This is a genomic window from Amycolatopsis sp. NPDC051061, assembly GCF_040682935.1.
GTDB lineage: Bacteria > Actinomycetota > Actinomycetes > Mycobacteriales > Pseudonocardiaceae > Amycolatopsis.
This window is the reverse complement of the sequence record NZ_JBFBBZ010000051.1, coordinates 42,836-67,343: the sequence shown is the minus strand read 5'-3', so window position 1 is coordinate 67,343 and position 24,508 is coordinate 42,836. Positions and strand designations below refer to the sequence as shown.

Below are 24,508 nucleotides of genomic sequence, written 5' to 3'. Positions count from 1 at the left end.
GGCTGCACACCTACAATCACCATCGCGGCCACACCGCACTCGCTGGCAAACCACCCGCCAGCCGCGTCCCCAACCTCACGGGTCAATACAGCTAGGTGGCGTGGGTGTAGGCCCGGAGCCGGTGGCTGCGGGCCTTTCCCATGTTCGGTTGTCTATGCCGCGAAGGGCAACGGTTGATGCAGGTTGTTGCGCCTGGGTTTTCGGCGTTTGTCCAGGAACACCGGGGGCAGGAATTCGGGGAGGCCGTCGGCGGCGATGCGGACCTGCCAGCCGGAGCGGTGCAGGAGCCGGTGGTGGTGAGCGCACATCAGCACCATGTTGCCCAGCTCGGTCGGGCCGCCGTCAGCCCAATGCCGGACGTGGTGACCTTGACAGTGCCGGGGTGGACGATGACAGCCCGGGAAGGCGCAACCGCGGTCGCGCAGGTACAACGCGCGGCGGATTCCGGGCGGGACCAGGCGGCGTTGCCGTCCGAGGTCGAGGGGTTCGCTCTTGCCGCCCAGCACCGTGGGGATGAGCATGCAATCACACGCGTGGATCCGGGCTTCGGCCGCCGACATCGTGCCCAGGTCACCGAGGATGGCCCGGCCAACACCCGTCTTCAGGTCCTCCAGGGAGACCGCGACCATCACGTGGGCTCGTTCACCGGCCTGCATCGGCAGATCGGGGGAGTTCAACGCGAGGTCGATGGCGTCGGAGAACGCATCGCCGTAGCGTTCCTGTGGGGAGCGCAAGTCCGGGCCTTCGTCGGTCGTGCGGCGCTGGGCGAGCGAATCCAGTAGGGCGCTGGCTCTCGTACCGGTCTCGTCGTCGAAGCGGCCCTGAAATTCCCATATCCCGGTTCTCTTGCGGCGCAACGACAGCTCGCGAGAAGGAGTAGCAGGTTCGGCGGTGTCGGGTTCGGCGCCGTCAGGGTCGAGGTGGGCCAGGATCCGCGCACCCAACGCCGCGACCTGCTTGTACCCGGCTTCGGAGGCGAACGTGAGCAGATGCTGCTCGGCCTCGTCGCGATGCTCGGGCGAAAGTTGAGTCACTACACCGATGATGGTGTCGATCATCGGCGTGCTCAACCGGCCGTCCGACGCGGCAGCGCCGGTGGCGGGAGCAACAGCAGGCACCGGGCTGCCGTCGAGGTTCCGGCCGGGCGTAAGAGCCCGAGCCCGCTTCGCCACAGACTCAGCGGCAGCCTTGGGAACATCGGCCAGATGCTCGAACAACCGCGCCACAGAACGGTATCCGAAGAGTTCCATCACACCGCGCGACTCGATTTCCACGAGCAGCGCACCGATTTCAGCCTCGGCAGACCGCACCACAGTGAGCAGAGCGGAGATGCGGTCGGCCAAGGCCACCGCATCCGCTCGCCACACCGCATCGCTGTCCACACACCAAGATTACCGACCCACGAACGCATGTTCATCACTCGATCAGGTGGAAGCGGCAGCCCGGCAGGGGCACCGTAGCGTGAGGAATCGGCCGACTTAGAGCGCAGTAAGCGCCGAAAGCTTCCACCGACCATCGATCCGCTTAGCCGTCACAGCCAACTGAGCAACGGAAGACGACGGCGCTCCCCCACCCTGAGTCACAGTCTGCTGGTCCAGGAACAACAGCAGCGAAGCATCATCCCCCACCAAGGTCCGCACCCCCACAGCCCGGACAGTAGTGGTCCGCACCAGCTTCTCCGCCGTAGCCCGAGTACGCGCCGAAGCGAACTGATCCCGGTACTGACCAACCGCAGCGCCGGTCAACACCTCGGAAGCCGCCCGCTCAGTCCGAGCCAGGTTCGCATAGTCGTACGAGAACACCGACTTCACCGCATCGCTCACCTCGGACGAAACAGAAGAAGTCGCCGCGGTGTCCACCAAAGCCCGATTGTCGCCCGGGGAAAGAGAAGCCGTCTCGACGCCGAACCACACAGCGCACCCCAGCGCGAGCACCACGATCGCCAGCAGCACGCGTTTCACGAGCCCGCCGCCTGCACGCCCGCGATCTTCCAGCCGTCCGGAGACCGCGAAACGTCCACCGTGAGCCGGTTGAGGCGAGGCGAAACAGCACCGCCACCCGTCGAAACCCGCACGTCCAGAACCGCCAAGAGACGAGCTTTCCCGTCGGAAATCTCGGTCACCGCGGCCTGGACCAGAGACGCCGTCGACACAGTGCGCGCCGTCGTAGCCCGGTCGATCTGCACCTGACGGTCCCCCGAAAGGTCCTTCCCGTACTGCCCCGTGGTAGCCGCGATCCAGCGGTCCACGGCCGCACCGGCCGAGCGGTAGTCGATCGTGTTCAGCGTGACCAGTTCCGGGCCCGCCGCGGCCAGCACGGCGTCCCGGTCCCGGCCACGAGCGGCCGAGTCGTCCGAAGCGGCCCGCCACCAGGACCAGCCGGAGAACAGCGCCGCCAGCACGGAAACCACCGCGGCCACGGCCAAAACCTTCACGACGCGCCCAGCAGCTTGCCCAGCCCACCCGCCGACGGCCCGGTCAGCAAGCTCAACATCCCCGGCAGCTGGGCCTGCGAAGGCGACGAAGCGGTCTGCGCAGGCGCGGCCGGGATGGCCGGTGGCTTGCCCGCGTAGGGCGCGTTCTGCGACCCGCGCACCCCGGTCGGGCTGCCCGGCGGCTCGGCGCAGTACGCGTTCATGTTCACCGGCGCCTCGGTCTCGTCGTTCGCCGGACGCTGCTTCGTGCCTTCATAGCCCTTCGTGCACGAAGCCGGGTCGAAGAAGTTCAGCACCACACCGAGGTGCCCCGTGCCGTCCGGGGACGTCGACGGCGAGAACGCCGAGATGATCGGGTAGGCCACCAGCAGTTCCTCGATGGCGTCCTTGCGCGACGTCGTGATCTGCGCGGTGGTCAGCAGGTTGGCGAACAGCACGCCGAGATCCGTACCGGACGCCGCGAGCACGTCGCTGATCTGGCGGCTCAGCTGCGGTGCCTGCGCGATCACCCGCCGCAGGTCCGGGTCGGACGTCTTGAGCTGACCGGCGATCGTCTTCAGGCCGGAAGCGAAGTCGGTGATGTTCGCCGCCTGACGCTCCTGCGTGTCCAGCACGACCCGCGAGTTCGCCAGCAGGCCTTGCGTCTCCGGCACGTATTGCGCGGCCACCGCCGTCAAAGAGCCGGTGCTGTCCAGGAGCTGCTGCAGTTCCGGGCCCGCCCCGGCGAACGCGTTGTACGTCTCGTCGACGACCGTCCGCAGCGATTCCGGGTGCACGCTCGCGACCAGGTCGTCGAGGTGGGTCAGCACGGTGTCCGGTGACGGCGGCAGCGACGTCTTGTCCGCCGTGATCACCGAGCCGTCCGTCAAGAACGGCCCCCCGTTGTGCAAGGGCAGCAGGTCGACGAACTGCTCCCCCACCGCCGACCGGTTCGCCACCTGCGCGTGCGCGTCGGCCGGGATGTCCGGGGCGCCGGCGTCGATGTCGAGCGCGACGTCGACGCCGTGCTCGGTCAGCGTCATCCCGGTCACCCGCCCGACCGTGACCCCGCGGTAGGCGACCTCGGAGTTGACGAAGATGCCGCCGGAGTCGGTCAGCTGCGCGGTGACGACGTAGCCGCGGTTGCCGAAGAGCCGGTCCAGCCCGGCGTACCGGCCACCGGCGTAGACGACCGAGACCACCGCGATCACGACGAACGCGAACAGCTGGATGCGGACCTTGCGCGTGGTCACTTGCCGCCCCCGATCAGGCCGAGGAGGCCGCCCAGCAGCCCGGTGCCGCCGGTCTGCCCGGGCGAGCCCAGGTCCGGCAACGGGAGCGGCGGGGCGACCGCGGAAGGCTGCTGTCCGGAGGGCAGCGCGATCGGCGGCTGCGACGAGTTCGTGAAGTTCTGGATCAGCGTGTCCAGGTCGAGGTTCACGTTCGCCTCGACGTTCGCGTAGTCGCCCTTGATCACGTTGCCCGCGTAGTCCGGGAACGGGTAGGTGAGCAGGATCTGCAGTGCGTTCGGCAGGTCGGAACCGGCCTCGCCGAGCTTGGTCAGCGTCGGCTGCAACGCCTTGAGGTTCGCGACGAGCTGGTCACGGCTCTTCGTCACGGTGTCGGTAGCGACCCCGGAGAGCGTGTTCAGCGCGTTGAGCATGCCGACGAGCTGGTCGCGCTGGTCGGTCACGATCTTCAGGCCCGGCGCGAGGTTGTCGAGCGCGTTCGACAGGTTCTGCGTCTGGCCCGTCAACGTCTGCGACAGCTTCCCGAGCCCGTCGATCGCGCGGAGGATCTCGGTCCGGTGCCCGTCGAGCTGGGTCGCCAGTTCGTCCACTCGGGACAGCAGCGCGCGGATCTCCGGCTCGTTGCCCGACAGCGCATCGTTGAGCTCGTGGCTGATCTTCTGGATCTGCTCGACGCCGCCGCCGTTGAGCAGCAGGGAAAGCGCGCCGAGCACCTCCTCCACCTCGGGGTTGCGGTTGGTGCGCCCGAGCGGGATCTGCGCGCCGTCGGCGAGCCTCTGAGCGGACGCCGGCTCGGCGGCCGGCACGCTCAGCTCGACGAACTTCTCACCCAGCAATGAAGACTGCTTCAGCTCGGCACGGGCGTTCCCGGGCAACGCGATGTCGCCGTTGACGGTCATCGCGACCAGCGCCGACCGCGTGTCCGGCGTCAGGCTGATCTTGTCGACGCGCCCGACCGCGACGTCGTTGACCTTGACGCTGGACTGCGGCACCAGGTCGAGCACGTCGGTGAACAGCGCGGTGACGTGGTACGGGTGGTCTCCGACGTCGGCGCCGCCCGGCAGCGGCGTGCCGTAGAGGCCGTTGAACCCGCCGTCACTGCAGGCCGCCAGCACGAGCACCCCGGCGAGCACTCCCGCGAGCCGCTTCACTTCGCACCCCCCGCGAGCTGCTCCATCACGTCGACGAGCGGGAGCGGCAACGGCGGGAGCGTCCCGTTCTGCAGGGAGTTGAGCACCTGCGGGATCGTCGGCAGCTTCAACGCGCCGTCGAGGACCGGCGCGAGCTGCTTGCAGATGTTCCCCAGCGTGTCCGGGACTTCCTTCGGCGTGCCCGCGCTGATCAGCCGGCACACGGTGAGGATCGGCGGGTTGGTCAGCTCGTTCAGGTTGTCCCGGACGGCGATCGTGCCCGACGCGGCGTCGTAGGAGTTGATGAAGTTGGTGGCGCCGGTCGGGGCGATGTCGAGCACCTCGGCGAGCGAGGCGCGCTGGTCGACCAGGACCTTCGACAGCGACGCCAGCTTGTCCACATTGGACTCCAAGGCGCCCTTGTTGTCGTTGACGAACTGCTGGACGTCGCCGAGCGCCCCGCCGAGGGACTGCAGTGCCGCCCCGACGTCGGAGGAGTCGGCGGCGAGGAACTGGCTGACGTCGGCGACGCGGCCGTAGAACTCGTTGAGCTGCTGGTCGCTCTGCGCCAGCGCACCGGTGAAGGAGTTCAGGTTCTGCACGGTCGAGAACAGGTCATCCTTCGAGCCGTCCAGGGTCTTCGCGAGGTCGGCGAGCTGCCCGACCGTCGAGTTCAGCGAGGCGCCGTTGCCCTTCAACGCGTCGGCAGCGGTGTCCAGGACGCCGGACAGCGCGCCGTCCTTGTTGGCGCCGTTCGGTCCCAACGCCGTCGACAGCTTGTCGAGGCTGGAATACAGGTCGTCCAGCTCCACCGGCGTCGCCGTGCGGTCCTTCGCGAGCACCGTGCCCGTCGCCAGCGTCGGGCCGCTGTCGTAGGCCGGGGTCAGCTGGACGTACCGGTCGCTGACCAGGCTCGGCGCGACGACGACCGCGCCGACGCCGGCCGGCAGCTGCACGTCGTCGACCCGCATGTCCACGCGCACCGCGTCGCCCTGCGGCGTGACGTCGGTGACCTGCCCGACCGGCACGCCGAGCACCCGCACCGACGAACCCGCGTAGAGCCCGACGGTCTTGCCGAAGTACGCCGACAGCGTCGTGCCGGTGGCGGCGCGGAACACCAGCCACAGCCCGGCGGTGACGACCAGTGCCAGGACGCAGGCGAACGCCAGCCAGGTCACCAGGCTGCGGCCGCGGTAAGTCCGGATGGTCATCGGCCGCCCACCCCCTGGTTCGGCGCCGCGATCGGCGGGGTGCAGCCCTCGGGGTTGATGTGCAGGCCGGCCGCGGTGATCGTCGGCGGCAGCAGCCCGCAGAGGTAGCCCTCGAACCAGCGGCCGTTGCCGGTCGCGTTCGCGCCGACGCGGGCGAACGGCGCCATCAGCCGGAGGCTCTGGTCGAGGTTGCCCTGGTTGCGCTGCAGGATGTCGGTCACCTTCCCGAGCTTGTCCAGCGTCGGCTTGAGCTGCGCGCGGTTGTCCGCGACGAGCCCGGACAGCTGCTGCGAGAGCTGCTGGGTGCCGGTGAGCAGCGCGTGGATCGCGGTCTTGCGGTTCTGCAGCTCGGTGAGCAGCAGGTTGCCGTCGCTGATCACGCGCTGCAGCTGTGCGTTGCGGTCGGACAGCGTCTTCGACACCTGGCTGGTGTTCGCCAGCAGCGTGTGCAGGTCGTTGTCGCGGGACGAGACCGTGCGAGCCAGCGACGACAACCCCGACAGCGTGTCCTTCAGGTACTGCGGGCTGTCCTTGAGGCTGTCGGAAAGCGCGTTGAAGCTGTCCGCGAGCTGTTTCGTGTCGATGTCGCCGACCGTCGTCGACAGCTGCTCGAAGGCGTCCTGCAGCTGGAACGGCGTGCGCGTGCGGGCCTGCGGGATCGTCGCGGCCGGCTCCTGCGCGCCGCCGCCCTGGGGGTCGAGCGCGAGGTACTTCTCCCCCAGCAGCGTCTTGATCTCGATGGACGCCGTCGTCGCGTCGCCGACCCGGACGTCCTTGACGCGGAAGCGCACCAGCACCTGCTTGCCCGCGAGCGTCACCGACGACACCGTGCCGACCTTGACCCCGGCGACCTCGACCTCGTTGTCCGGCGCCAACCCGGCGGACTCGCCGAAGTAGGCCGAGTACGTCGTGCCATTGCCGAAGAACGGGAGCTGGTCGGAGAAGTACGTCGTGGCCGTGACGAGCACGATCAGCACGAGCGCGACCGCGCCGACCGCCGCCTGGTTGCGATCCTTCAGCCGTTTCACGGGCCACACCTTTCGGCGCGTTGTGTGCCGGGGATCGGGATGATCGGCAACGTGATGTCGAGCGAGGAAATGCCGATGGTGCCGGTGATCCCGCACAGGTAGTAGTTGAACCAGCTGCCGTAGCTCAGGGTCCGGGTGAACTTCTCCAGGTTGCCCGGCAGCACCTGGAGCAGGTGGTTGAGCAGTTCGCCGGAGTCGCCGAGGTGCTGCGACAGCACGCCGAGCTGCGCGACGTCGTCCTTCAGCGCCGGGCGCGCGTCGGCGAGCAGGCCGGTCGTGGACACCGCGAGGTCGCCGAGCGCGCTGACGGCGTCGCCGATCGGCTTGCGCTGCTCGGCCAGGCCGCTGACGAGCTTCTGGGTCTGCTCGATGAGGTCGCCGAGCTGCGGGCCGTGGGCGTTGACCGTGCCGAGCACGGTGTTGAGGTTGCCGATGACCTGCCCGATCACCTGGTCCTTGCTCGCGATCGCCGTGGTGAGCGACGCGGTGTGCTGCAGCAGGCTGGTGATCGTGCCGCCTTCGCCCTGGAAGACGCCGATGATCTCGGCCGAGAGCTGGTTGACGTCCTTCGGGCTCAGCGCCTTGAACAGCGGCTTGAAGCCGTTGAACAGCACGGTGAGGTTCAGCGCGGGCTTGGTGCGCTCGGGCGGGATCGTCCCGCCGTCCGGCAGCGCCCGGTCGCCCGGGACGTCGGTGCCGAGCGCGAGGTAGCGCTGGCCGACGAGGTTGCGGTACTTGATCGTCGCGGTCACCGACTCCGGCAGCCGATAGGCGTGCTCGACGTCGAACCGCACCTCGGCGAAGTTCTGCTCGCCCTCGACGACCCCGATCGTGTCGACCTGGCCGACCTTGACCCCGGCGATGCGGACGTCGTCGCCTTCCTTGAGGCCGGACGCGTCGGTGAACTTCGCCAGGTAGCCGGACGTCTCGCCGAAGTTGGTGTTCGCGATGGTGGCCGCGAGGACGCCGGTGAGCAGCACGGTGACGACGGCGAACACCCCGAGCTTGATGAGGGACGGGACGAAACTCCTCACTTCAGCTCCACCTCCGCCCCGCGGTAGAGAGGGCCCACGAGCAGGCCGGCCCAGCCGGGCACGTCACCGGGCGACGTCCCGAGCGCGGGCGAGGCGAGCAGGTCGATCAGGTCCTTTTCGTAGGGCGAGCCGACGATCGAGCCGTCGCCGCCGAGGGCACCACCACCGGCGGGCAGCTCACCGGACGGCGACTTCGGCGGCGCCGGCTTGCTGGAACCGTCCTTGATCGCGCCGTCCGGCGGGTACTGCGGCCAGACCCCGGGCTTCGGGACCTGCGGGTAGCAGCGTGGCCCGCGCTTGTCCTCGTACTTCGGCTCGTCGACGCCGGGCAGGTACTTGCCGCGGCTGGCGGCGAACTCGATGGTGACCCGGCTGACCTCGGGGTGCGTGGTGCCCTTGCCGAACGCCAGCTCGGCCGGCGCGACCTCCCCGGCGAGCTGTTCGAGCAGGCACGGGTACTCGGGCGCGTACTTCGCGAGGACGTCCAGCGTCGGCTGGACGGCTGTGGTGAGCCGGATCAGGTTGTCCTTGTTGACCTGCAGGAAGCTCGTCAGGTCGACCGAGGCCGCCGTCACGGTCGCGTAGAGGTCGGTCAGCTGGGCGCGCTGGTCGACGATCGTCCGGCTCGTCGTCGTCAGGTCGGACAGCGCCTGCAGCAGGTCCGGCGCCGCCTTGTCGTAGGTGTCCGCGACGTTCGCGAGCCCGGTGATGTCGGCCTTGACGTCCGGCAGCGACGGGTTGAGCTTGCCGAGGTAGTCGCTCAGCTGCACGAGGGTCCGGCCGAGCTGCTTGCCGCGGCCTTCGAGGGCGGTCGACACCGCGGTGAGCGTGCTCGACAGCTTCTCCGGCTGCACTGCCTGCAGCAGCGGCATGACGTCGTCGAGCACTTTCTGCAGCTCGATCGCGGTGCTGCTGCGGTCCTGCGGGATGACGTCGCCGGCCTTGATCGGACCTTGCGAGGTCTCGGGCAGCTGCAGCGAGACGTACCGCTCGCCGAAGAGCGTCTTCGGCAGCAGCCGCGCCGAGACGTTCTTCGGGATGACGTGCGTCTTGTCCGGGTCGAGCGCCAGCTCCAGCTCGGCGTGGTCGCCCTTCGCCAGCACCGAGCGGACCTCGCCGACGAGCATGCCGCGGACCTTGACGTCGCCGCCGGTGCGCAGCTGGCTGCCGACCCGGTCGGTCTCGAGCTTCACCAGCGTCACGGGTGTGAAGGCCTTGTTGTAGACGGCGAGCGTGAGCGCGATGAACAGCGCGGCCACGAGCAGGAAGGCCAGCCCCAGCACCTGGTACCGGAGCCGCTGCCGGAGCTCGCGCCTCATCCGGAGATCCTCACCGTGGTGTTCGCGCCCCAGATCGCCAGGCTGAGGAAGAAGTCCAGCACCGAGATCAGCACGATCGACGTCCGCACCGCGCGGCCGACCGCCACCCCGACCCCGGCCGGGCCGCCGCTGGCGTTGAAGCCGTAATAACAATGGGACAGGATCACGAGCACGCTGAACACGATCACCTTCCCGAACGACCAGAGGACGTCGCCCGGGGGCAAGAACAGCGTGAAGTAGTGGTCGTAGGTGCCCGCGGACTGGCCGTAGAGCCAGATGGTGATCTGCCGGGACGCGAGGTAGCTCGAGAGCAGGCCGACCGCGTACAGCGGGATCACCGCGGCGACGCCGGCGAGCACCCGCGTGGTCACCAGGTACGGCATGCTCGGCACGCCCATGACTTCCAGCGCGTCGATCTCCTCGGAGATCCGCATCGCGCCGAGCTGCGCGGTGAAGCCGCAGCCGACGGTCGCGCTCAGCGCGAGCCCGGCCGAGAGCGGCGCGACCTCGCGCGTGTTGAAGTAGGCGGAGATGAACCCGGTGAGCGCGGCCGTGCCGAGCTGGTTCAACGCGGAGTAGCCCTGGAGGCCGACGATGAGACCGGTGAACAGCGTCATCCCGATCATCACGCCGAGCGTGCCGCCGATGACGGCGAGGCCGCCGGTGCCGAAGCAAACCTCGGTGAGCAGCCGCAGCGTTTCCCGGCTGTAGCGGCGGATCGTGCGCGGCGACCAGGCGAGCGCCTTGGCGGCGAAGGCGAGCTGCTTGCCCAAGCCCTCCAGGCTCTGGCCCGGGCGCGCGATGTACTCGAGCGTCCGCTCGTGGTCCAGGGGTTCCGCTGTCATCACATGGCCTTCGGCGGGACGATCCGCAGGTAGATCGCGGTGAGCACGACGTTGATGAGGAACAACAGCAGGAACGTGATGACGACGGCCTGGTTGACCGCGTCGCCGACCCCCTTGGGCCCGGGCGGCGGGTTCAGCCCGCGGAACGCCGCGACGACCCCGGCGACGAAGCCGTACAGCAACGCCTTGATCTCGCTGACCCAGAGGTCCGGCACCTGGGCCAGCGCGTTGAAGCTGGCCAGGTACGCGCCGGGCGTGCCGCCTTGGAGGACGACGTTGAAGAAGTAGCCGCCGAGGACGCCGACGACGCTGACCAAGCCGTTGAGCAGCACCGAAACGACCATCGCGGCGAGCACGCGCGGCACGATGAGGCGCTGGATCGGGTTGACGCCGAGGACCTCCATGGCGTCGATCTCTTCGCGGATCTTGCGCGCGCCGATGTCCGCGCAGACGGCGCTGCCGCCGGCGCCCGCGACGAGCAACGCCGTGATCAGCGGGCTGGCCTGCTGCACGATGGCCAGTGCGCTGGCCGCGCCGGTGAACGACTGCGCGCCGATCTGCGCGGTCAGCGAGCCGAGCTGCAACGCGATCACCGCGCCGAACGGGATGGCCACCAGCGCGGTCGGCAGGATCGTGACGCTCGCGAAGAACCAGCACTGCTGGATCCACTCGCGGGTCTGGAAGGGGCGCTTGAAGATCGCGCGCAGGACCTCCCACGACAGCGTCGCGAGGCGCCCGACCTGGGTCAGGGCCGCGGTTCCCGGGAGCGTGCCCGTGCTCTCGCTCACCACACCTCCCAGTAGGTCGTCGCTGACCTCCGAGTGTTCTCCATACCCGGTGCCCGATTTTCGTTAGCGGTGTTAACTGATCTCCGTCGGAAGCTTCAGAAGCTGAGGTTGAGGGCGTGCGACGCCGTGGCACCGCCGTCCGCGACGAACTCCGCTCCCGTGCAGTACGCGCTCTCGTCGCTGGCCAGGAACAGCACCAGTTTCGCGACGTCTTCGGGTTGCCCGACGCGGCCGAGCGCGACCTTCTTCCCGACGTACGACATGTCGACTTTCTGCCCGCCCGCCGCGGTCTCGACCATCTGCGTGTCGATCGCGCCGGGGTGGACCGAGTTGACGCGGATGTGCTTCTTCCCGAGCTCCATCGCGGCGACCTTGGTCATCCCGCGGATGGCGAACTTGCTCGCGGTGTAGGCGACGAGGTAGGGCATCCCGGCCAGTCCCTCCACAGAGGACACGTTGACGATGGAGCCACCGCCGGCGGCGGTCATCGGTTCAACGACCGAGCGCATCCCGAGAAACGCCCCGATCTGGTTCACCCGGATGACGCGTTCGTAATCGGCCAGCTTCGTCTTGCCGAGTTCCGAGAAATGGAGGATCCCCGCGTTGTTGACCAGCACGTTCGGCGCGCCGAACTCGGTGGTGACCCGGTCGAGGGCGGTGACCCAGCCGTCCTCGTCACCGACGTCGAGGTGCTGGTAGACGGCCTGCTCCCCGAGTTCGGCGGCGAGCTGCTTGCCCTCGTCGTCCAGGATGTCGGCGATCAGGACCTTCGCGCCTTCGGCGACGAACGCGCGTGCGGCGGCCTCGCCCTGGCCGCGCGCGGCGCCGGTGATCAGGGCGATCTTCCCGTCCAGCCTCATGACTCTCCCAGGATTTCGGTGGCGGCGAACATCCGGCCGGGGTCGCGTTCGGCGAAGAACGCGCTCACGGAGGTTTCGAGCTCGTCGAGGGACCAGCGCCGCTCGATCCGCGGCGCTTCGACCAGCGACACCGTGCCGCCGTGGACGATGAACACCTGGCCGTTGACGTGCTCGGCCGCAGGTGAGGCGAGATAGGCGACAAACGGCGCTACGTGTTCGACCGAGAGCGGGTCGGCGCCCGCTGAGGTGTTCTCGGGAGCCGCGCCGAACACGCCCTCGGTCATCGCCGTCCGCGCGCGAGGGCAGATCGCGTTGGCGCGGACGCCGTACTTGGCCAGGCCGCGGGCGGCCGACATGGTGAGCGCGGTGATGCCCGCCTTCGCCGCGGCGTAGTTGGGCTGGCCGGGTGAGCCGATCAGGAAGGCTTCGGACGCCGTGTTGACCAGGCGCCCGTACACCGGCTGACCGTCTTCTTTGGACTTGTCGCGCCAGTACTTGGCGGCGTTGCGGGACAACAGGAAGTGGCCGCGCAGGTGGACGCGGAGCACGGTGTCCCAGTCGTCGTCGGACATCGAGAAGAGCATCTTGTCGCGCAGCACGCCCGCGTTGTTCACGACGATGTCGAGCCCGCCGAGGTCGAGGGCGGCGGCCATGAGTGCGTCGGCGGTGGCCCGCTCCCCCACGTCGCCGGCGACCGCCACGGCCTTGCCACCGGCGGCTTCGATCTCTTCGACGACGTCCTTCGGCTCACCGATGTCGTTGACGACGACGGTGGCGCCCCGCCCGGCCAGAGCGAGCGCTTCGGCCCGCCCCAGGCCCGCGGCGGCGCCCGTGACGATCGCTGTCCTGCCCGTCAGGCTCACGCGCGGCCTCCTCATCGAGTCCTGTGACCGGGCCTACACTAGAATCTGTTCTTGTCCAGAGCAAGCCCTTCAGTGAACGCCGCTAACTAGCGATGAACAGGGCGTTCTTCGGGCAACCTTTCACGGCATCTGTAACATGTTCTATCCGATGGTCCGGAATCGGTCCCGGCTGGACGACGAGTTCTTCGTCGTCGTCCAGGTCGAAGACGTCCGGCGCGAACCCCACGCACACCGCGTTCGCCTCGCAGAGCGAACGATCGACGCCGATCTCCATGCTTCCTCCGCCGCGTGAGTCCTGGTACAACTAGAACAGGTTCTACTATAACGCCGGATCGAGGTGACGGGTGCGGATCGACTACACACCGGAGCAGCGGGCACTGGCCGCGGAGCTCCGGGAGTACTTCGCCGAGCTGATGACGCCCGAGCGGCGGGAAAGCCTCCGCGCGGGCGACGAGTACGGCGACGGCCTGGCGTACAAGGAGATCGTCCGGCAGCTGGGCAAGGACGGCTGGCTCGCGCTCGGCTGGCCGAAGGAGTACGGCGGGCAGGGCCGGCCGATGCTCGACCAGCTCATCTTCACCGACGAGGCGGCCGTCGCCGGGGTGCCGGTCCCGTTCCTCACGGTGAACACCGTCGGGCCGACCATCATGCGCTACGGCACCGAAGAGCAGAAGGCGTTCTACCTGCCGAAGATCGCCGCCGGCGAGCTGCACTTCTCGATCGGCTACTCCGAACCGGAGGCCGGCACCGACCTGGCGTCGCTGCGGACGCGCGCGGTGCGCGACGGCGACGAGTACGTCGTCACCGGGCAGAAGATGTGGACCAGCCTGATCGAGTACGCCGACTACGTCTGGCTCGCCGTCCGCACCGACCCCGACGCGAAGAAGCACCGCGGCCTGTCGATCCTGATCGTGCCGACGTCCGCGCCCGGGTTCTCCTGGACCAAGGTGCGCACCGTGGCGGGCGCGGGCACGAGCGCGACCTACTACGACGAAGTGCGCGTGCCGGTGTCGGCGCGCGTCGCCGAGGAGAACGCGGGCTGGCCGCTGATCACCAACCAGCTCAACCACGAGCGCGTCGCGCTGACGTCGTCGGCGCCCGTCCGCAAGGCCCTCGCGGACGTCGTGGCCTGGGCGAAGGAGACCGGCGCCATCAACCAGGAATGGGTGCGGCTGCACCTCGCGCGGGTGCATGCCGGCGCGGAGTACCTCAAGCTGCGGAACTGGCGGATCGCCTGGGCGGCCGCGGCGAGCGAGCTCGGCCCGGCGGAGGCGTCGGCGACGAAGGTGTACGGCACGGAGTTCGCGATCGAGGCCTATCGCCTGCTGATGGAGGTGCTGGGCGCGGCCGCCGTCGTCCGCGACGGCTCGCCGGGCGCGCTGCTGGCCGGGCGGATCGAGCGGCTGCACCGCTCGGCGCTGATCCTCACCTTCGGCGGCGGTACCAACGAGATCCAGCGGGACATGATCGCCGCGACCGCCCTCGGCCTGCCTGTCACGCGCTAGGAGCGTCTCATGGACTTCACCCCTTCCGAGGCGTCGGCCGACCTGGCCGCGCTGACCCGGCGGATCCTCGCCGACAAGGCCGGCCACGACCCGCACGGCACCGGCGGCTTCGACGCTCCACTGTGGACGGCCCTGGGCCAGGCGGGCGTGCTCGACGCGGCGCTGCCGTCGTCGCTGGGCGGCGGCGGGTTCGGCCTGCTGGAGCAGTGCGCGGTGCTCACCGAGATCGGCCGCGCGGTGGCGGCGGTCCCGTACCTGCCGTCGATCACGATGGCGGCGTCGGCGCTGGCCGAGTTCGGCACGCCGGAGCTGGTGGACCGCTGGGTGCTGCCGGTGCTGCGGGGAGAACGCGTTCTAGCGGTGGCGCTGTCCGGTTTCACCGCTTCGGAGAGCGTGCTTTCGGGCTCCCAGACCGCGGTGCACTTCGGCGCGTTCGCCCACGGCTTCCTCGTGGCCGCTTCCGGCGAGGTTTTCCTGGTCGACGCTTCGGCGCCCGGCGTGACGGTGCGGCCGCAGCGGACGACCGACCACGCGGACGCCTGTCTGCTGGAACTGTCCGGCGTGCCCGGGGTTTCGCTGGGCGACATCGGCGAATGGCTGCGCCTGCGCGGGACGGCCGGGGTGTGCGCGCAGCAGCTCGGCGTGGTCGAGCGGGCTTTGGAGCTGACGGCGGCGTACGCGGCCGAGCGCACGCAGTTCGGCCACGTGATCGGCGGCTTCCAGGCGGTCCGCCAGCGCCTCGCGGACGCGTACGTGGACGTGGAGGCGGTGCGGCTGACGTCCCTGCAGGCGGCGTGGCGGCTGGCCTCGGACCTCCCGGCGGCGGAAGCGGTGGCGACGGCCAAGTTCTGGGCGGCGGAGGCGGGCCACCGGGTGGCCCACACGACGGTCCACGTCCACGGCGGCGTCGGCATCGACGTGGACCACGAGGTCCACCGGTACTTCACGGCGGCGAAGCGCCTGGAGTTCCTGCTGGGCCCGGCGACCCCGCAGCTGCTGGCCCTGGGCGAGCACCTCGCCACCGACGCCTGAAGTGCGTGAAGGCCACCTTAGAGGAACTTCAAGTTCCTCAAGGTGGCCTTCACGGCTTTGCCGCGTACGTCCAGAACTCGCGCATCAGCCGGGTCGGCTCCGGGCTCGTCATCTCGACCTGCGTCAGCAGGACCGAGACCGTGCCCGTCGCCGGGAACAGGTGCCAGGACGTGCCCGCGCCGCCGACCCAGCCGTAGCGGCCCGGGATCTCCCACGGCTGCTTCGCCTCGACGTCGACCGAACCGCCGTACCCCCAGCCCTGGCCGTGCAGGAACACGCGTCCGGCCTCGCGCTGGGCCGGCGTCAGGTGGTCGGCCGTCATCCGGTGCACCGAGCCCGGCGTCAGCAGCCGGTGGTCGCCGACCGTGCCTTCGGCCAGCAGGAACCGGCCGAACGCGAGCAGGTCGTCAGCCGTCGAAACCAGGCCCGCCGCGCCGGAGGGGAACGGCGGCGCGGCACTCCACCGGCCCTCCGGCGAGTCGATCAGCCGCAGCCCCGCGTCGCCGGGCCGGTACGCGCTGGTGAACCGGCCCAGCGCCGCGGTCGGCACGGCGAACCCGGTGTCGGCCATGCCCAGCGGCTCGAACAGCCGTTCCGCCAGGAACTCCGGGAGCGGCCGGCCCGACACCCGCGCGATCAGCACGCCCTGGATGTCCGAACCGGTGTCGTAGAGCCACGCCTCCCCCGGCTGGTGCAGCAGCGGCACCTGCGCCAGCGCGGCCGTCCACTCGTCCGGCGCCAGGGCCCGCGGTGCCGCCGCCGGGTGGCCCAGCACCTGGAGCAGCAGGTCGACCGCGGGCAGCGTCATGTCCGCCGCGAGGCCGTACCCGCAGCGGAAGGTGAGCAGGTCGGCCACCGTGATCGGGCGGACGGCGGGCACGACGTCGTCGACCGGCCCGGCCGGCGTCCGCACGACCACCGGCGACGCCAGCTCCGGCAGCCACCGCGCGATCGGGTCGTCCAGCGCGAGCTCGCCCTCGTCGACGAGCAGCATGACCGCCGCGGCGACGATCGGCTTGGTCAGCGACGCGACGCGGAACAGCGAGTCGCGCGCCATAGGCACGGTGCCCTCGGCGTCGGCGGAGCCCACGGCGGCCACCTCGACCTGGTCACCGCGCGCGACGAGGGCCACGGCGCCGGGCAGGTCCGCGGCGTGCCGCGTCAGCAGTTCGGTCAGCACGGTTCAGTCCAGGGGGTTGATGGCGCGCAGGCGCCGCGGGCCGGTGTCGGGCCGCGACGGCGGCGGCCCCAGCACGAGACGGGCATTGGCGACGAAGGCGCCGTCCGGCGACGCCAGGATCGGGTCGAGCACCAGGGACCGTACCTCCGGGTTGTCCTCGGCCAGTGCGGCGACGCGCAGCACCATGTCCTGCAGAGCGGCGAGATCGGCGGGTTCGTCGCCGCGGTAGCCGGTGAGCAGCGGCGCCGTCCGCGGCTCGCGCAGCAGCGTGGCCGCGTCCATGTCGGTGAGCGGCACCGCGCGGTAGGCGCGGTCGCCCAGCAGCGTGCTGACCAGCCCGGACAGCCCGAACGACACGAGCGTGCCGAACGACGGGTCGTCCTGCAGCCCGATCACGCACGACAGGCCCTTCGGCGCCATCCGCTGGACGTACACGTCGTCGTCATCGGAGATCTCGCGCAGCGACTCGTAGGCCGTGCGCACCGAGTCGGCCGACGACAGGTCGAGCCGCACCCCCGCCAGGTCGGGCCGGCCGCGCAGCCGCTCGTCGACGGCCTTGAGCGTCACCGGGTAGCCCAGCTCGGCCGCCGCCGCGACGGCTTCGTCCACTGTGGACGCGACGCGGAACGGGACGACGTCGATGCCGTAGCAGCCCAGCAACCGCACGACGTCGGTGTCGGACAGCAGCGTCGTCCGGCCGTCCTCGGCTTCGAGGAGCTCGCGGACGATCACCTGCGCCTGTTCGGTGTGGATCCCCGACGGCGTCACGAGCGTGCCCTGCGGGCGTTGCCGCCACGCCGCGTACCGGATGACCCGGACGAGGGCGTTCACCGCGCGTTCCGGGCTCGGGTACGACGGGATCGAGCCGCGGGTCGGCACGCCGTCGCCGGTCGACACGGCCAGTTCGTCGGGAACGCCTTCGGCGGCCAGGAACGTCGAGACGATCGGCTTGCGCTGCCCCAGTTCGACCACGGTTTCGCGCAGGGCGCGCGCGTACGCCGTGCCGGGGATGGCCACCGGCGGCGCGAACACGACGACCAGCGCGTCGGTGTCCGGCGAGGTGAGCGCCTCGCCGACCGCCTTGGCGAAGTCCTCCGGGCCGGCCTGCGGGCCGACGTCCACCGGGTCGAACGCGAGCCGCAGGCCCTGCATCCGCGCGGTGTCGGCGGCCAGCAGCCCGATCGCGCTGGAGTTGCCGACGATCGCGACCCGCGGCCCGGCGGGCAGCGGCTGGTGGGCGAACACGAGCGCGGTGTCGAACAGCTGCGCCAGCGACTCCACGCGCACGACACCGGCCTGTTCGAACAGCGCCTGGACGCTGGCTTCGTCGATCTCCGTCGAGGTCGCGGCCAGCTGCGGGCGCACCGCGTGCCGCCCCGACTTCACCGCGACGATCGGCTTCGTCCGCGCGAGCCTCCTCGCCAGCCGCGCGAACTTGCGCGGGTTGCCGAAGGACTCGAGGTACAGCAGCACGAGGTCGGTGTCCGGGTCGGTTTCCCAGTACTGGAGCAGGTCGTTGCCCGAGACGTCGGCGCGGTTGCCGGCCGAGACGAACGTCGACAGGCCGAGGCCGCGCGACTCGGCGTCGGCGAGGATCGCGGTGCCCAGCGCGCCGGACTGGCAGAAGAACCCGGTGCGCCCGCGCACGGGCAGCCGCGGGGCGAGGGTGGCGTTGAGCCGGACGCCGGGTGCGGTGTTCAGCACGCCGAGCGCGTTCGGGCCGACGACGCGCATGCCGTGCGCCCGCGCCTCGCCGACCAGCCGCAGTTCCGCGTGCAGGCCACGGGGGCCGGCTTCGGCGAAGCCGCTCGAGAGGATCAGCAGCGTCTTGACGCCCTTCGCGAGGCAAGCGTCCAAAACGGACTCGACGGCCTCGGCGGGCACCGCGACGACGGCCAGGTCGACCGAGTCCGGGATGTCCAGCACCGACGGGTACGCGCGGACGCCGCGGATCGAGCGGTGCTCCGGGTTGACCGGGTAGACGGTGCCGGTGAACGCGGCGGCCAGGAGGTTCACGAAGGCGACGTGGCCGACCTTGCCCGGCTCGGCGGACGCGCCGATCACCGCGACCGACGTCGGGTGCAGCAGGTTGTGCACGCTGCGTGCCTCGGCGGCCTGCTCCCGCGAGCGCGCGACCGCGAGGGACTCCTCGGTCGGGTCGATGTCGAACTCCAGGTGCAGCACGCCTTCCTCGAACTCGCGGCTGACCTGGTAGCCGGCGTCACGGAAGACCCGCACCATCGCGGCGTTCTCGGCGAGGACCTCGGCGACGAACCGGCGCAGCCCGCACTCCGCCGCGGCCGCGGCGAGGTGTTCCAGGAGGATCGAGCCGAGCCCGCGGCCTTGGTGCGCGTCGCTGACGACGAAGGCGACCTCGGCCGAGGGCCCGTGGTCGAGCCGCTCGTACCGGCCGACCGCGACGATGTCGTCGCCCAGGAAGGCGGCGAACGCGACCCGGTCGTGGTGGTCGACGGTCGAGAAGCGCTTCAGGTCCTTCTCGGGGATCCGCGGGTAGGCGCCGAAGTAGCGGAAGTAGCGGGTGCGCTCGGACAGCTTGCCGTGGAAGGCGACGAGGCCGTCGGCGTCGGTGGGGACGATCGGGCGGAGGTGGACGGTGCCGCCGTCGGACAGCACGACGTCAGCCTCCCAGTCGCGGGGGTAGTCGAAGGGGTCCCGGCCGGCCATCGTCAGTCCCTGGGGTCGTCCGGGTCGAGGCCGTGCAAGGGGAAGACGGCCCGGCGGGTGTCCCGGACGGCGACGTCGACCGGGTCGTCCTCGCCGTCGCCCCACGGCTTGAACTCGGTTTCGCGGTCGTCGGTCATCGCTCGGGGCAGTTCGGCGTTCGGGGCGGCCTTGGAGACGGTTTCGACCCAACCGGGCGGCAGCGGCGTCGCCGGGGCGACGTCCCGGTCGAGGACGGTGGCGATCAGGTGCGTCCACGACCGCGGGACGACCCGGATCAGCTGGTACCCGCCCCCGCCGACGGCGATCCACTTGCCGTCCGCGTACGTCTCGGCGAGGTCGCGGAGGGTGGTGTAGATGGTGCGGTGCCCGTCGACGCTCAGCGAGAGGTCGGCCAGCGGGTCTTCCTCGTGCGAGTCGACGCCGCACTGGGTGAACAGCAGCTGCGGCTCGAAGTCGGCGAGCAGCGACGGGACGACGGCGGTGAAGGCGCGCAGCCAGCCGGGGTCCCGGGTCCGCGGCGGCAGGGGGACGTTGACCGAGGTGCCGTCGGCCTTCCCGCGACCGGTCTCGGCGGAGTAGCCGGTGCCCGGCCAGAGCGTGAAGGGGTGCTGGTGCATCGAGATCGTGAGGACGCGCGGGTCGTCGTAGAAGGCGGCCTGGACGCCGTCGCCGTGGTGGACGTCGGTGTCGATGTAGGCGATGCGGTCGAAGCCGTGGTCGAGCAGCCACGAGATGGCGACGGCGCAGTCGTTGTAGACGCAGAAGCCGGACGCCTGGTCGCGCATGGCGTGGTGCAGGCCGCCGGCGATGTTGACCGCGCGGGTGGCTTCGCCTTCGGCGACCTTCCGGGCGGCGAGCAGCGTCGAGCCGACGACGAGGGCGGAGGCGTCGTGCATGTCGGAGAAGACGGGGTTGTCGGAGGTCCCGAGCCCGTGCCCGACGTCCCACCCGACGAGCGGCGCTTCCCGCACGGCGGCGAGGTACTCGGGGGCGTGGACGCGGAGCAGCTCCTCGTCCCCGGCGCCGGTGGGGACGAGCAGCGGGACGTCGTCGAGCACGCCGAGCTCGGTGGCCAGCCGGACGGTGAGCTCCAGCCGGACGGGGTTGAACGGGTGGTCCCCGCCCAGGTCGTAACCCAGCAGGGCGGAGTCCCAAACGACAGCCGGCGACATGCGGTCGACTGTAGTGCCGATCGTGGGAGTCCGTGGACTCGAAGACCCGCTCCGGCACGCGGTGAAAGCCGTGAAGGCCTCCTTACCGGCATCTTGGGCCGTCAAGGGGGCCTTCACGGCTTTTCGCCGGGTCCCGTCAGCCGGGGAGGGCGCCCGTCGCCGCCGGGCGGTGCGGGTCCCGGGACCAGTGGGACCACGAGCCCGCGTACAGCCCCGCGCCCGGGTGGCCCGCCAGCTCCAGCGCGAGGACCACCGAGCTCGCCGTGACCCCCGAGCCGCAGTACGCGCCGACCGGCTCGCCCGGGCGCAGGCCCAGGTCCGCGAACCGGGCGGCCAGCTCCTCGGGCGCGCGCCAGTGGCCGTCGTCGTCCGTGTGGCCCGCGAACGGTGCGTTCACCGCGCCCGGGATGTGCCCCGCCCGCGGGTCGACCGGCTCGGTCTCGCCCGTGTAGCGCGGCGTGGCGCGGGCGTCGAGGAGCAGGCCGTCGCGGGCCAGCGCCGCCGCTTCGTCCGCGTCGAGCACCGGCATGCCGCCCGGGCGGACCGTGACGTCACCCGGCTCCGGCCGCGCCGGTTCCGTGCTCACCGGGTGACCGCCGGCGATCCACGCAGCGTAACCGCCGTCGAGCACCGCCACCTCGTCGTGGCCCACCCAGCGCAGCAGCCACCACGCCCGCGCGGCCACCGAGCCGTCGGCGTCGTCGTAGACCACCACCGGCGAGCCCTCCCGCACGCCGGCCGCGCGCAGGTCGCGCTGCAGGCCGGCCGGGTCGGGCAGCGGGTGCCGGCCGCCCTCGCCCGGCTCGCCCGCGAGGACGCGGTCGAGGTCGGTGAAGACCGCGCCGGGCACGTGGCCTTCGCGGTAGGAATCGGCGCCGGGCGGCCCGGCGAGCCGCCAGCGGACGTCGAGGACGACGGGCCGGTCCCCCGCCGGGCCGGCCGGCGCGGCGGCGAGGTCGGTGGTGCTGATCAGCGGACGCATGCCTCCCATCTTCCAGCCGCCGCCCGCCCGGCCGCGCCGGGGTGCGGACATATCCGTCACCGGCGCGTTGTGACCGATCTGGCCGAAAGCAGGCGAAGACGGACCGCAGCGGATCCGCTGGGTGCCGGTTTCCGCCGCGGCCGCCGGTCTGATCGGTAACCATCGGCGCGGTATCTCCCAGGGCCGCCGCCGCTGTCGGGGTCAACGACTACGATGAGCGACGCGGACGAAGGGGACAGCGTGAACGATCTCATCGACACCACCGAGATGTACTTGCGTACGATCTACGAGCTCGAAGAAGAAGGTGTCGTTCCGCTGCGTGCCCGCATCGCCGAGCGCCTGCAGCAGAGCGGCCCGACCGTGAGCCAGACCGTCGCCCGCATGGAGCGCGACGGGCTGGTCGTGGTCGCCGACGACCGGCACCTCCAGCTGACCGACCACGGCCGCGAACTGGCCATCGCCGTCATGCGCAAGCACCGCCTGGCCGAGCGCCTCCTCGTCGACGTCATCGGGCTCGAGTGGGAGCACGTGCACAACGAGGCGTGCCGGTGGGAGCACGTGATGAGCGAGGCCGTCGAGCGCAAGCTGGTCAAGCTGCTCGACCACCCGACCACCTCCCCCTACGGCAACCCGATCCCCGGTCTGGACAAGCTGGGCGACGGCGACCCGGCACCGCCGGCCGAGGCCGACCTCGTCCGGCTCGACGAGTTCGCCCGCACCGGCGGCGGCCGCGTCGAGATCCGGCGCATCGCCGAGCACGTCCAGCTGGACGAGTCGCTGATGACCGAGCTCAAGTCCGTCGGCATCGTGCCGGGCGGCACGGTCACCATCGGCCGGGCCAACGGCGGCACCGTCGAGGTCACCGGCGGGGACACCACCGCCCAGGTCGCCAGCTCCGCGCTGCACGCCGTCCTGGCGCTGGCCAGGTGAGCCCGGCTTCGGAGGCCGCGGCGGCGTTCCGCACGGTGCACGGCGGCGAGCCCGCCGGCGTGTGGTCCGCGCCGGGGCGCGTGAACCTGATCGGCGAACACACCGACTACAACGACGGCTTCGTGCTGCCGTTCGCCCTGCCCCACCGCCTGGCCGCGGCGGCGTCCCCCCGCGAGGACGGCGTCCTGTCCGTGGCCACCCTGGGCGACGACGGCCAGCTCCAGCGCTCCGGCGACCTCAAGATCGCCGACCTGGCGCCGGGCACCGTCGACGGGTGGGCCGCGTACCCGGCGGGCGTCGCCTGGGTGCTGCGCGACCAGGGCTTCACGGCCGGCGCCGACTTGGTCGTCGCCGGGGACGTGCCGTCGGGGGCGGGGCTCTCCTCCTCCCATGCGCTCGAGTGCGCGGTATCGCTGGCGTTGCTGGGCCTGGCCGGGCTGGAGCTGGGCACGCCCGGCGACCGCGTCCCGACGCGGCCCGAGGTCGCGCGGTGGGTCCAGCGCTCGGAGAACGACTTCGTCGGCGCGCCCACCGGCCTGCTCGACCAGACGGCGTCCCTCTGCTGCACCGAGTCCTGCGTGCTGTTCCTCGACGTCCGGTCGGGTGAGCAGGAGCAGGTGCCGTTCGGTCTGGCCGACGCCGGACTGCAGGTGCTGATCATGGACACCCGCACGAAGCACTCGCACGCCGAGGGCGGGTACGGCGAGCGTCGCCGCGGCACCGAACGGGCCGCCGAGCTGCTCGGCGTCAAGGCGCTGCGCGACATCACCGTCGAAGGGCTCTCCGCGGCCCTCGACCGGCTGCCCGACGACCTGGTGCCGCTCGTGCGGCACGTCGTCACGGAAAACCAGCGGGTCCTCGAAGTGGTCGAGCTGCTGCGCGCCGGCCGGCTGGCGGACATCGGCCCGTACCTGGACGCCTCGCACGTCAGCATGCGCGACGACTACCGGATCTCCACGGCCGAGCTGGACCTCGCGGTCGACTCGGCCCGGGAGGCCGGCGCGCTCGGCTCCCGGATGACCGGCGGCGGTTTCGGCGGCTCGGCGATCGCGCTGGTCCGCGACGCCGACCTGGACGGGGTCAAGGCGGCCGTCGAAGCGGCGTACGAGAAGGCCGGTTACCGGCGGCCGCGGATGTTCACGGCGGTGCCTTCGCGCGGGGCAGGGCGCGACCAGGTCTGAGGCCGCGTGGGTCCGCTCGGGGCAACCCCCGCGCGGACCCGTGCGTCGCCGAGGGAGAAGACTGTGGCGCACAGTCACCACTTTCGGCAGGAAGGCCTGGATGTGTCGGAGCAGAGCAACGCCCTGAAGCTGGTTGTCACGGGCGGAGCCGGGTACGTCGGCAGTGTCTGCGCCGCCCGGCTGATCGAGGCCGGGCACCAGGTCACCGTCGTCGACGACCTGTCCACCGGGCACGCCGACGCCGTCCACCCGGACGCGCGGTTCGTCGAGGGTGACGCCGCCGAGGTGGCGGGCAGCCTGCTGCGCGAGGGCTTCGACGGCGTGCTGCACTTCGCGGCCAAGTCGCTGGTCGGCGAGTCGATGACGGAGCCGGCGAAGTACTGGGAAGGCAACGTCGTCACGTCGCTGCGGCTGCTCGAGGCCATGCGCGAGCACGGCACGCCGCGCCTGGTGTTCTCCTCCACCGCGGCGACCTACGGGGAGCCGGAGCAGTCGCCGATCCCGGAGTCCGCGCCGGCCCGGCCGACCAACACCTACGGGGCGACGAAGCTCGCCATCGACCACGCGATCACCAGCTTCGCCGCCGCGCACGGGCTGGCCGCGGTGAGCCTCCGGTACTTCAACGTCGCGGGCGCGTACGGCGCGTTCGGGGAGCGCCACACCACGGAAACCCATCTCATTCCCCTCGTCCTCCAGGTCGCCACGGGCGACCGCGAACAGATCAAGATCTTCGGCGACGACTACCCGACGCCGGACCACACGGCGATCCGCGACTACATCCACGTCGCGGACCTCGCGGACGCGCACCTGCTGGCGCTGAAGCACGCCACGGCGGGTACGCACCGCATCTACAACCTGGGCAGTGGCACGGGGTTCTCCGTTCTCGAGGTGATCGAGGCGTGCCGCGAGGTCACCGGCCACCCGATCCCGGCCGAGGTGTCACCGCGGCGGGCAGGCGACCCGTCGGTGCTCGTGGCGGCCAGCGACCGGGCTCGGGAAGAGCTGGGCTGGAAGCCGGAGCGGACGGAGCTGACCCGGATCGTGCGGGACGCTTGGACTTTCACCCAGGCTCGGCAGGGCTGAGGTCGCCGGCCGCGCCA

Annotated in this window: 23 protein-coding genes; 5 read left to right on the top strand and 18 right to left on the bottom strand. The window is 71.0% G+C overall.

Annotation, left to right across the window (positions count from 1 at the left end; all coding sequences use genetic code 11):
- Window positions 1-152: 152 nt before the first annotated feature.
- The 14 genes from AB0N03_RS42780 to AB0N03_RS42715 all read right to left on the bottom strand — a co-directional run bounded on the left by AB0N03_RS42780 (window position 153) and on the right by AB0N03_RS42715 (window position 13,015).
- On the bottom strand, window positions 153-1,382 hold the full coding sequence (locus AB0N03_RS42780; protein WP_364385196.1) for a DUF222 domain-containing protein: 1,230 nt from the start codon (window positions 1,380-1,382) through the stop codon (window positions 153-155).
- A gap of 96 nt (window positions 1,383-1,478) precedes the next feature.
- Window positions 1,479-1,961 carry a hypothetical protein gene (locus AB0N03_RS42775; RefSeq protein ID WP_364385193.1) on the bottom strand — a complete coding sequence of 161 codons (483 nt, stop codon included), beginning with the start codon at window positions 1,959-1,961 and terminating at the stop codon, window positions 1,479-1,481.
- Window positions 1,958-2,434 carry a hypothetical protein gene (locus tag AB0N03_RS42770; RefSeq protein WP_364385190.1) on the bottom strand — a complete coding sequence of 159 codons (477 nt, stop codon included), beginning with the start codon at window positions 2,432-2,434 and terminating at the stop codon, window positions 1,958-1,960. Before AB0N03_RS42770 ends, AB0N03_RS42775 begins: the two co-directional genes overlap by 4 nt.
- Entirely contained in the window at window positions 2,431-3,666 is a 1,236-nt protein-coding gene (locus AB0N03_RS42765) for an MCE family protein (protein ID WP_364385187.1), read from the bottom strand. The genes AB0N03_RS42770 and AB0N03_RS42765 overlap by 4 nt, the downstream gene beginning before the upstream one ends.
- On the bottom strand, window positions 3,663-4,814 hold the full coding sequence (locus AB0N03_RS42760; RefSeq protein ID WP_364385184.1) for an MCE family protein: 1,152 nt from the start codon (window positions 4,812-4,814) through the stop codon (window positions 3,663-3,665). The genes AB0N03_RS42765 and AB0N03_RS42760 overlap by 4 nt, the downstream gene beginning before the upstream one ends.
- Window positions 4,811-6,004, bottom strand: coding sequence for an MCE family protein (locus AB0N03_RS42755; protein WP_364385181.1), 1,194 nt, complete (start codon window positions 6,002-6,004; stop codon window positions 4,811-4,813). Before AB0N03_RS42755 ends, AB0N03_RS42760 begins: the two co-directional genes overlap by 4 nt.
- Window positions 6,001-7,032: an MCE family protein gene (locus AB0N03_RS42750; RefSeq protein ID WP_364385178.1), complete on the bottom strand. Its 1,032-nt coding sequence runs from the start codon at window positions 7,030-7,032 to the stop codon at window positions 6,001-6,003. The genes AB0N03_RS42755 and AB0N03_RS42750 overlap by 4 nt, the downstream gene beginning before the upstream one ends.
- Entirely contained in the window at window positions 7,029-8,066 is a 1,038-nt protein-coding gene (locus AB0N03_RS42745; protein ID WP_364385175.1) for an MCE family protein, read from the bottom strand. Before AB0N03_RS42745 ends, AB0N03_RS42750 begins: the two co-directional genes overlap by 4 nt.
- Window positions 8,063-9,385 carry an MCE family protein gene (locus tag AB0N03_RS42740; protein WP_364385172.1) on the bottom strand — a complete coding sequence of 441 codons (1,323 nt, stop codon included), beginning with the start codon at window positions 9,383-9,385 and terminating at the stop codon, window positions 8,063-8,065. Before AB0N03_RS42740 ends, AB0N03_RS42745 begins: the two co-directional genes overlap by 4 nt.
- Entirely contained in the window at window positions 9,382-10,230 is an 849-nt protein-coding gene (locus AB0N03_RS42735) for an ABC transporter permease (protein ID WP_364385169.1), read from the bottom strand. The genes AB0N03_RS42740 and AB0N03_RS42735 overlap by 4 nt, the downstream gene beginning before the upstream one ends.
- Complete coding sequence (locus AB0N03_RS42730) at window positions 10,230-11,018, bottom strand: ABC transporter permease (RefSeq protein ID WP_155542112.1); 789 nt, start codon at window positions 11,016-11,018, stop codon at window positions 10,230-10,232. Before AB0N03_RS42730 ends, AB0N03_RS42735 begins: the two co-directional genes overlap by 1 nt.
- Before the next feature lie 95 nt (window positions 11,019-11,113).
- Window positions 11,114-11,878, bottom strand: coding sequence for a glucose 1-dehydrogenase (locus tag AB0N03_RS42725; protein WP_364385166.1), 765 nt, complete (start codon window positions 11,876-11,878; stop codon window positions 11,114-11,116).
- A complete protein-coding gene (locus AB0N03_RS42720) occupies window positions 11,875-12,741 on the bottom strand; it encodes a 3-oxoacyl-ACP reductase (RefSeq protein WP_364385163.1) in 867 nt (288 codons plus the stop codon). Before AB0N03_RS42720 ends, AB0N03_RS42725 begins: the two co-directional genes overlap by 4 nt.
- 82 nt (window positions 12,742-12,823) lie before the next feature.
- Window positions 12,824-13,015: a ferredoxin gene (locus AB0N03_RS42715; RefSeq protein WP_364385160.1), complete on the bottom strand. Its 192-nt coding sequence runs from the start codon at window positions 13,013-13,015 to the stop codon at window positions 12,824-12,826.
- Between the two features lie 70 nt (window positions 13,016-13,085).
- On the opposite strand from AB0N03_RS42715, the gene AB0N03_RS42710 reads away from it, so the two are divergent.
- Both AB0N03_RS42710 and AB0N03_RS42705 read left to right on the top strand, forming a co-directional pair.
- The gene (locus AB0N03_RS42710; RefSeq protein ID WP_364385157.1) at window positions 13,086-14,246 is read left to right on the top strand and encodes an acyl-CoA dehydrogenase family protein; all 1,161 of its coding nucleotides are present in this window, start codon (window positions 13,086-13,088) and stop codon (window positions 14,244-14,246) included.
- 9 nt (window positions 14,247-14,255) lie between these two features.
- A complete protein-coding gene (locus AB0N03_RS42705) occupies window positions 14,256-15,278 on the top strand; it encodes an acyl-CoA dehydrogenase family protein (RefSeq protein WP_364385154.1) in 1,023 nt (340 codons plus the stop codon).
- A 49-nt stretch (window positions 15,279-15,327) separates the two neighbouring features.
- Here the strand turns inward: AB0N03_RS42705 and AB0N03_RS42700 are convergent, their stop codons facing one another.
- The 4 genes from AB0N03_RS42700 to AB0N03_RS42685 form a co-directional block, all read right to left on the bottom strand.
- Entirely contained in the window at window positions 15,328-16,458 is a 1,131-nt protein-coding gene (locus AB0N03_RS42700; RefSeq protein ID WP_364385151.1) for a serine hydrolase domain-containing protein, read from the bottom strand.
- A 3-nt stretch (window positions 16,459-16,461) separates the two neighbouring features.
- Complete coding sequence (locus AB0N03_RS42695; protein ID WP_364385148.1) at window positions 16,462-19,143, bottom strand: GNAT family N-acetyltransferase; 2,682 nt, start codon at window positions 19,141-19,143, stop codon at window positions 16,462-16,464.
- Between the two features lie 2 nt (window positions 19,144-19,145).
- Window positions 19,146-20,315, bottom strand: a complete 1,170-nt coding sequence (locus AB0N03_RS42690; RefSeq protein ID WP_364385145.1) for an acetoin utilization protein AcuC — start codon at window positions 20,313-20,315, stop codon at window positions 19,146-19,148.
- 136 nt (window positions 20,316-20,451) lie between these two features.
- Window positions 20,452-21,297: a sulfurtransferase gene (locus AB0N03_RS42685; protein ID WP_364385205.1), complete on the bottom strand. Its 846-nt coding sequence runs from the start codon at window positions 21,295-21,297 to the stop codon at window positions 20,452-20,454.
- A 213-nt stretch (window positions 21,298-21,510) separates the two neighbouring features.
- On the opposite strand from AB0N03_RS42685, the gene AB0N03_RS42680 reads away from it, so the two are divergent.
- The 3 genes from AB0N03_RS42680 (at window position 21,511) to galE (ending at window position 24,491) form a co-directional block, all read left to right on the top strand.
- Complete coding sequence (locus tag AB0N03_RS42680) at window positions 21,511-22,227, top strand: metal-dependent transcriptional regulator (RefSeq protein ID WP_364385142.1); 717 nt, start codon at window positions 21,511-21,513, stop codon at window positions 22,225-22,227.
- Entirely contained in the window at window positions 22,224-23,408 is a 1,185-nt protein-coding gene (gene galK / locus AB0N03_RS42675) for a galactokinase (protein ID WP_364385139.1), read from the top strand. The genes AB0N03_RS42680 and galK overlap by 4 nt, the downstream gene beginning before the upstream one ends.
- Window positions 23,409-23,510: 102 nt before the next feature.
- Window positions 23,511-24,491, top strand: coding sequence for a UDP-glucose 4-epimerase GalE (gene galE, locus AB0N03_RS42670; RefSeq protein WP_364385136.1), 981 nt, complete (start codon window positions 23,511-23,513; stop codon window positions 24,489-24,491).
- Window positions 24,492-24,508: the final 17 nt, after the last annotated feature.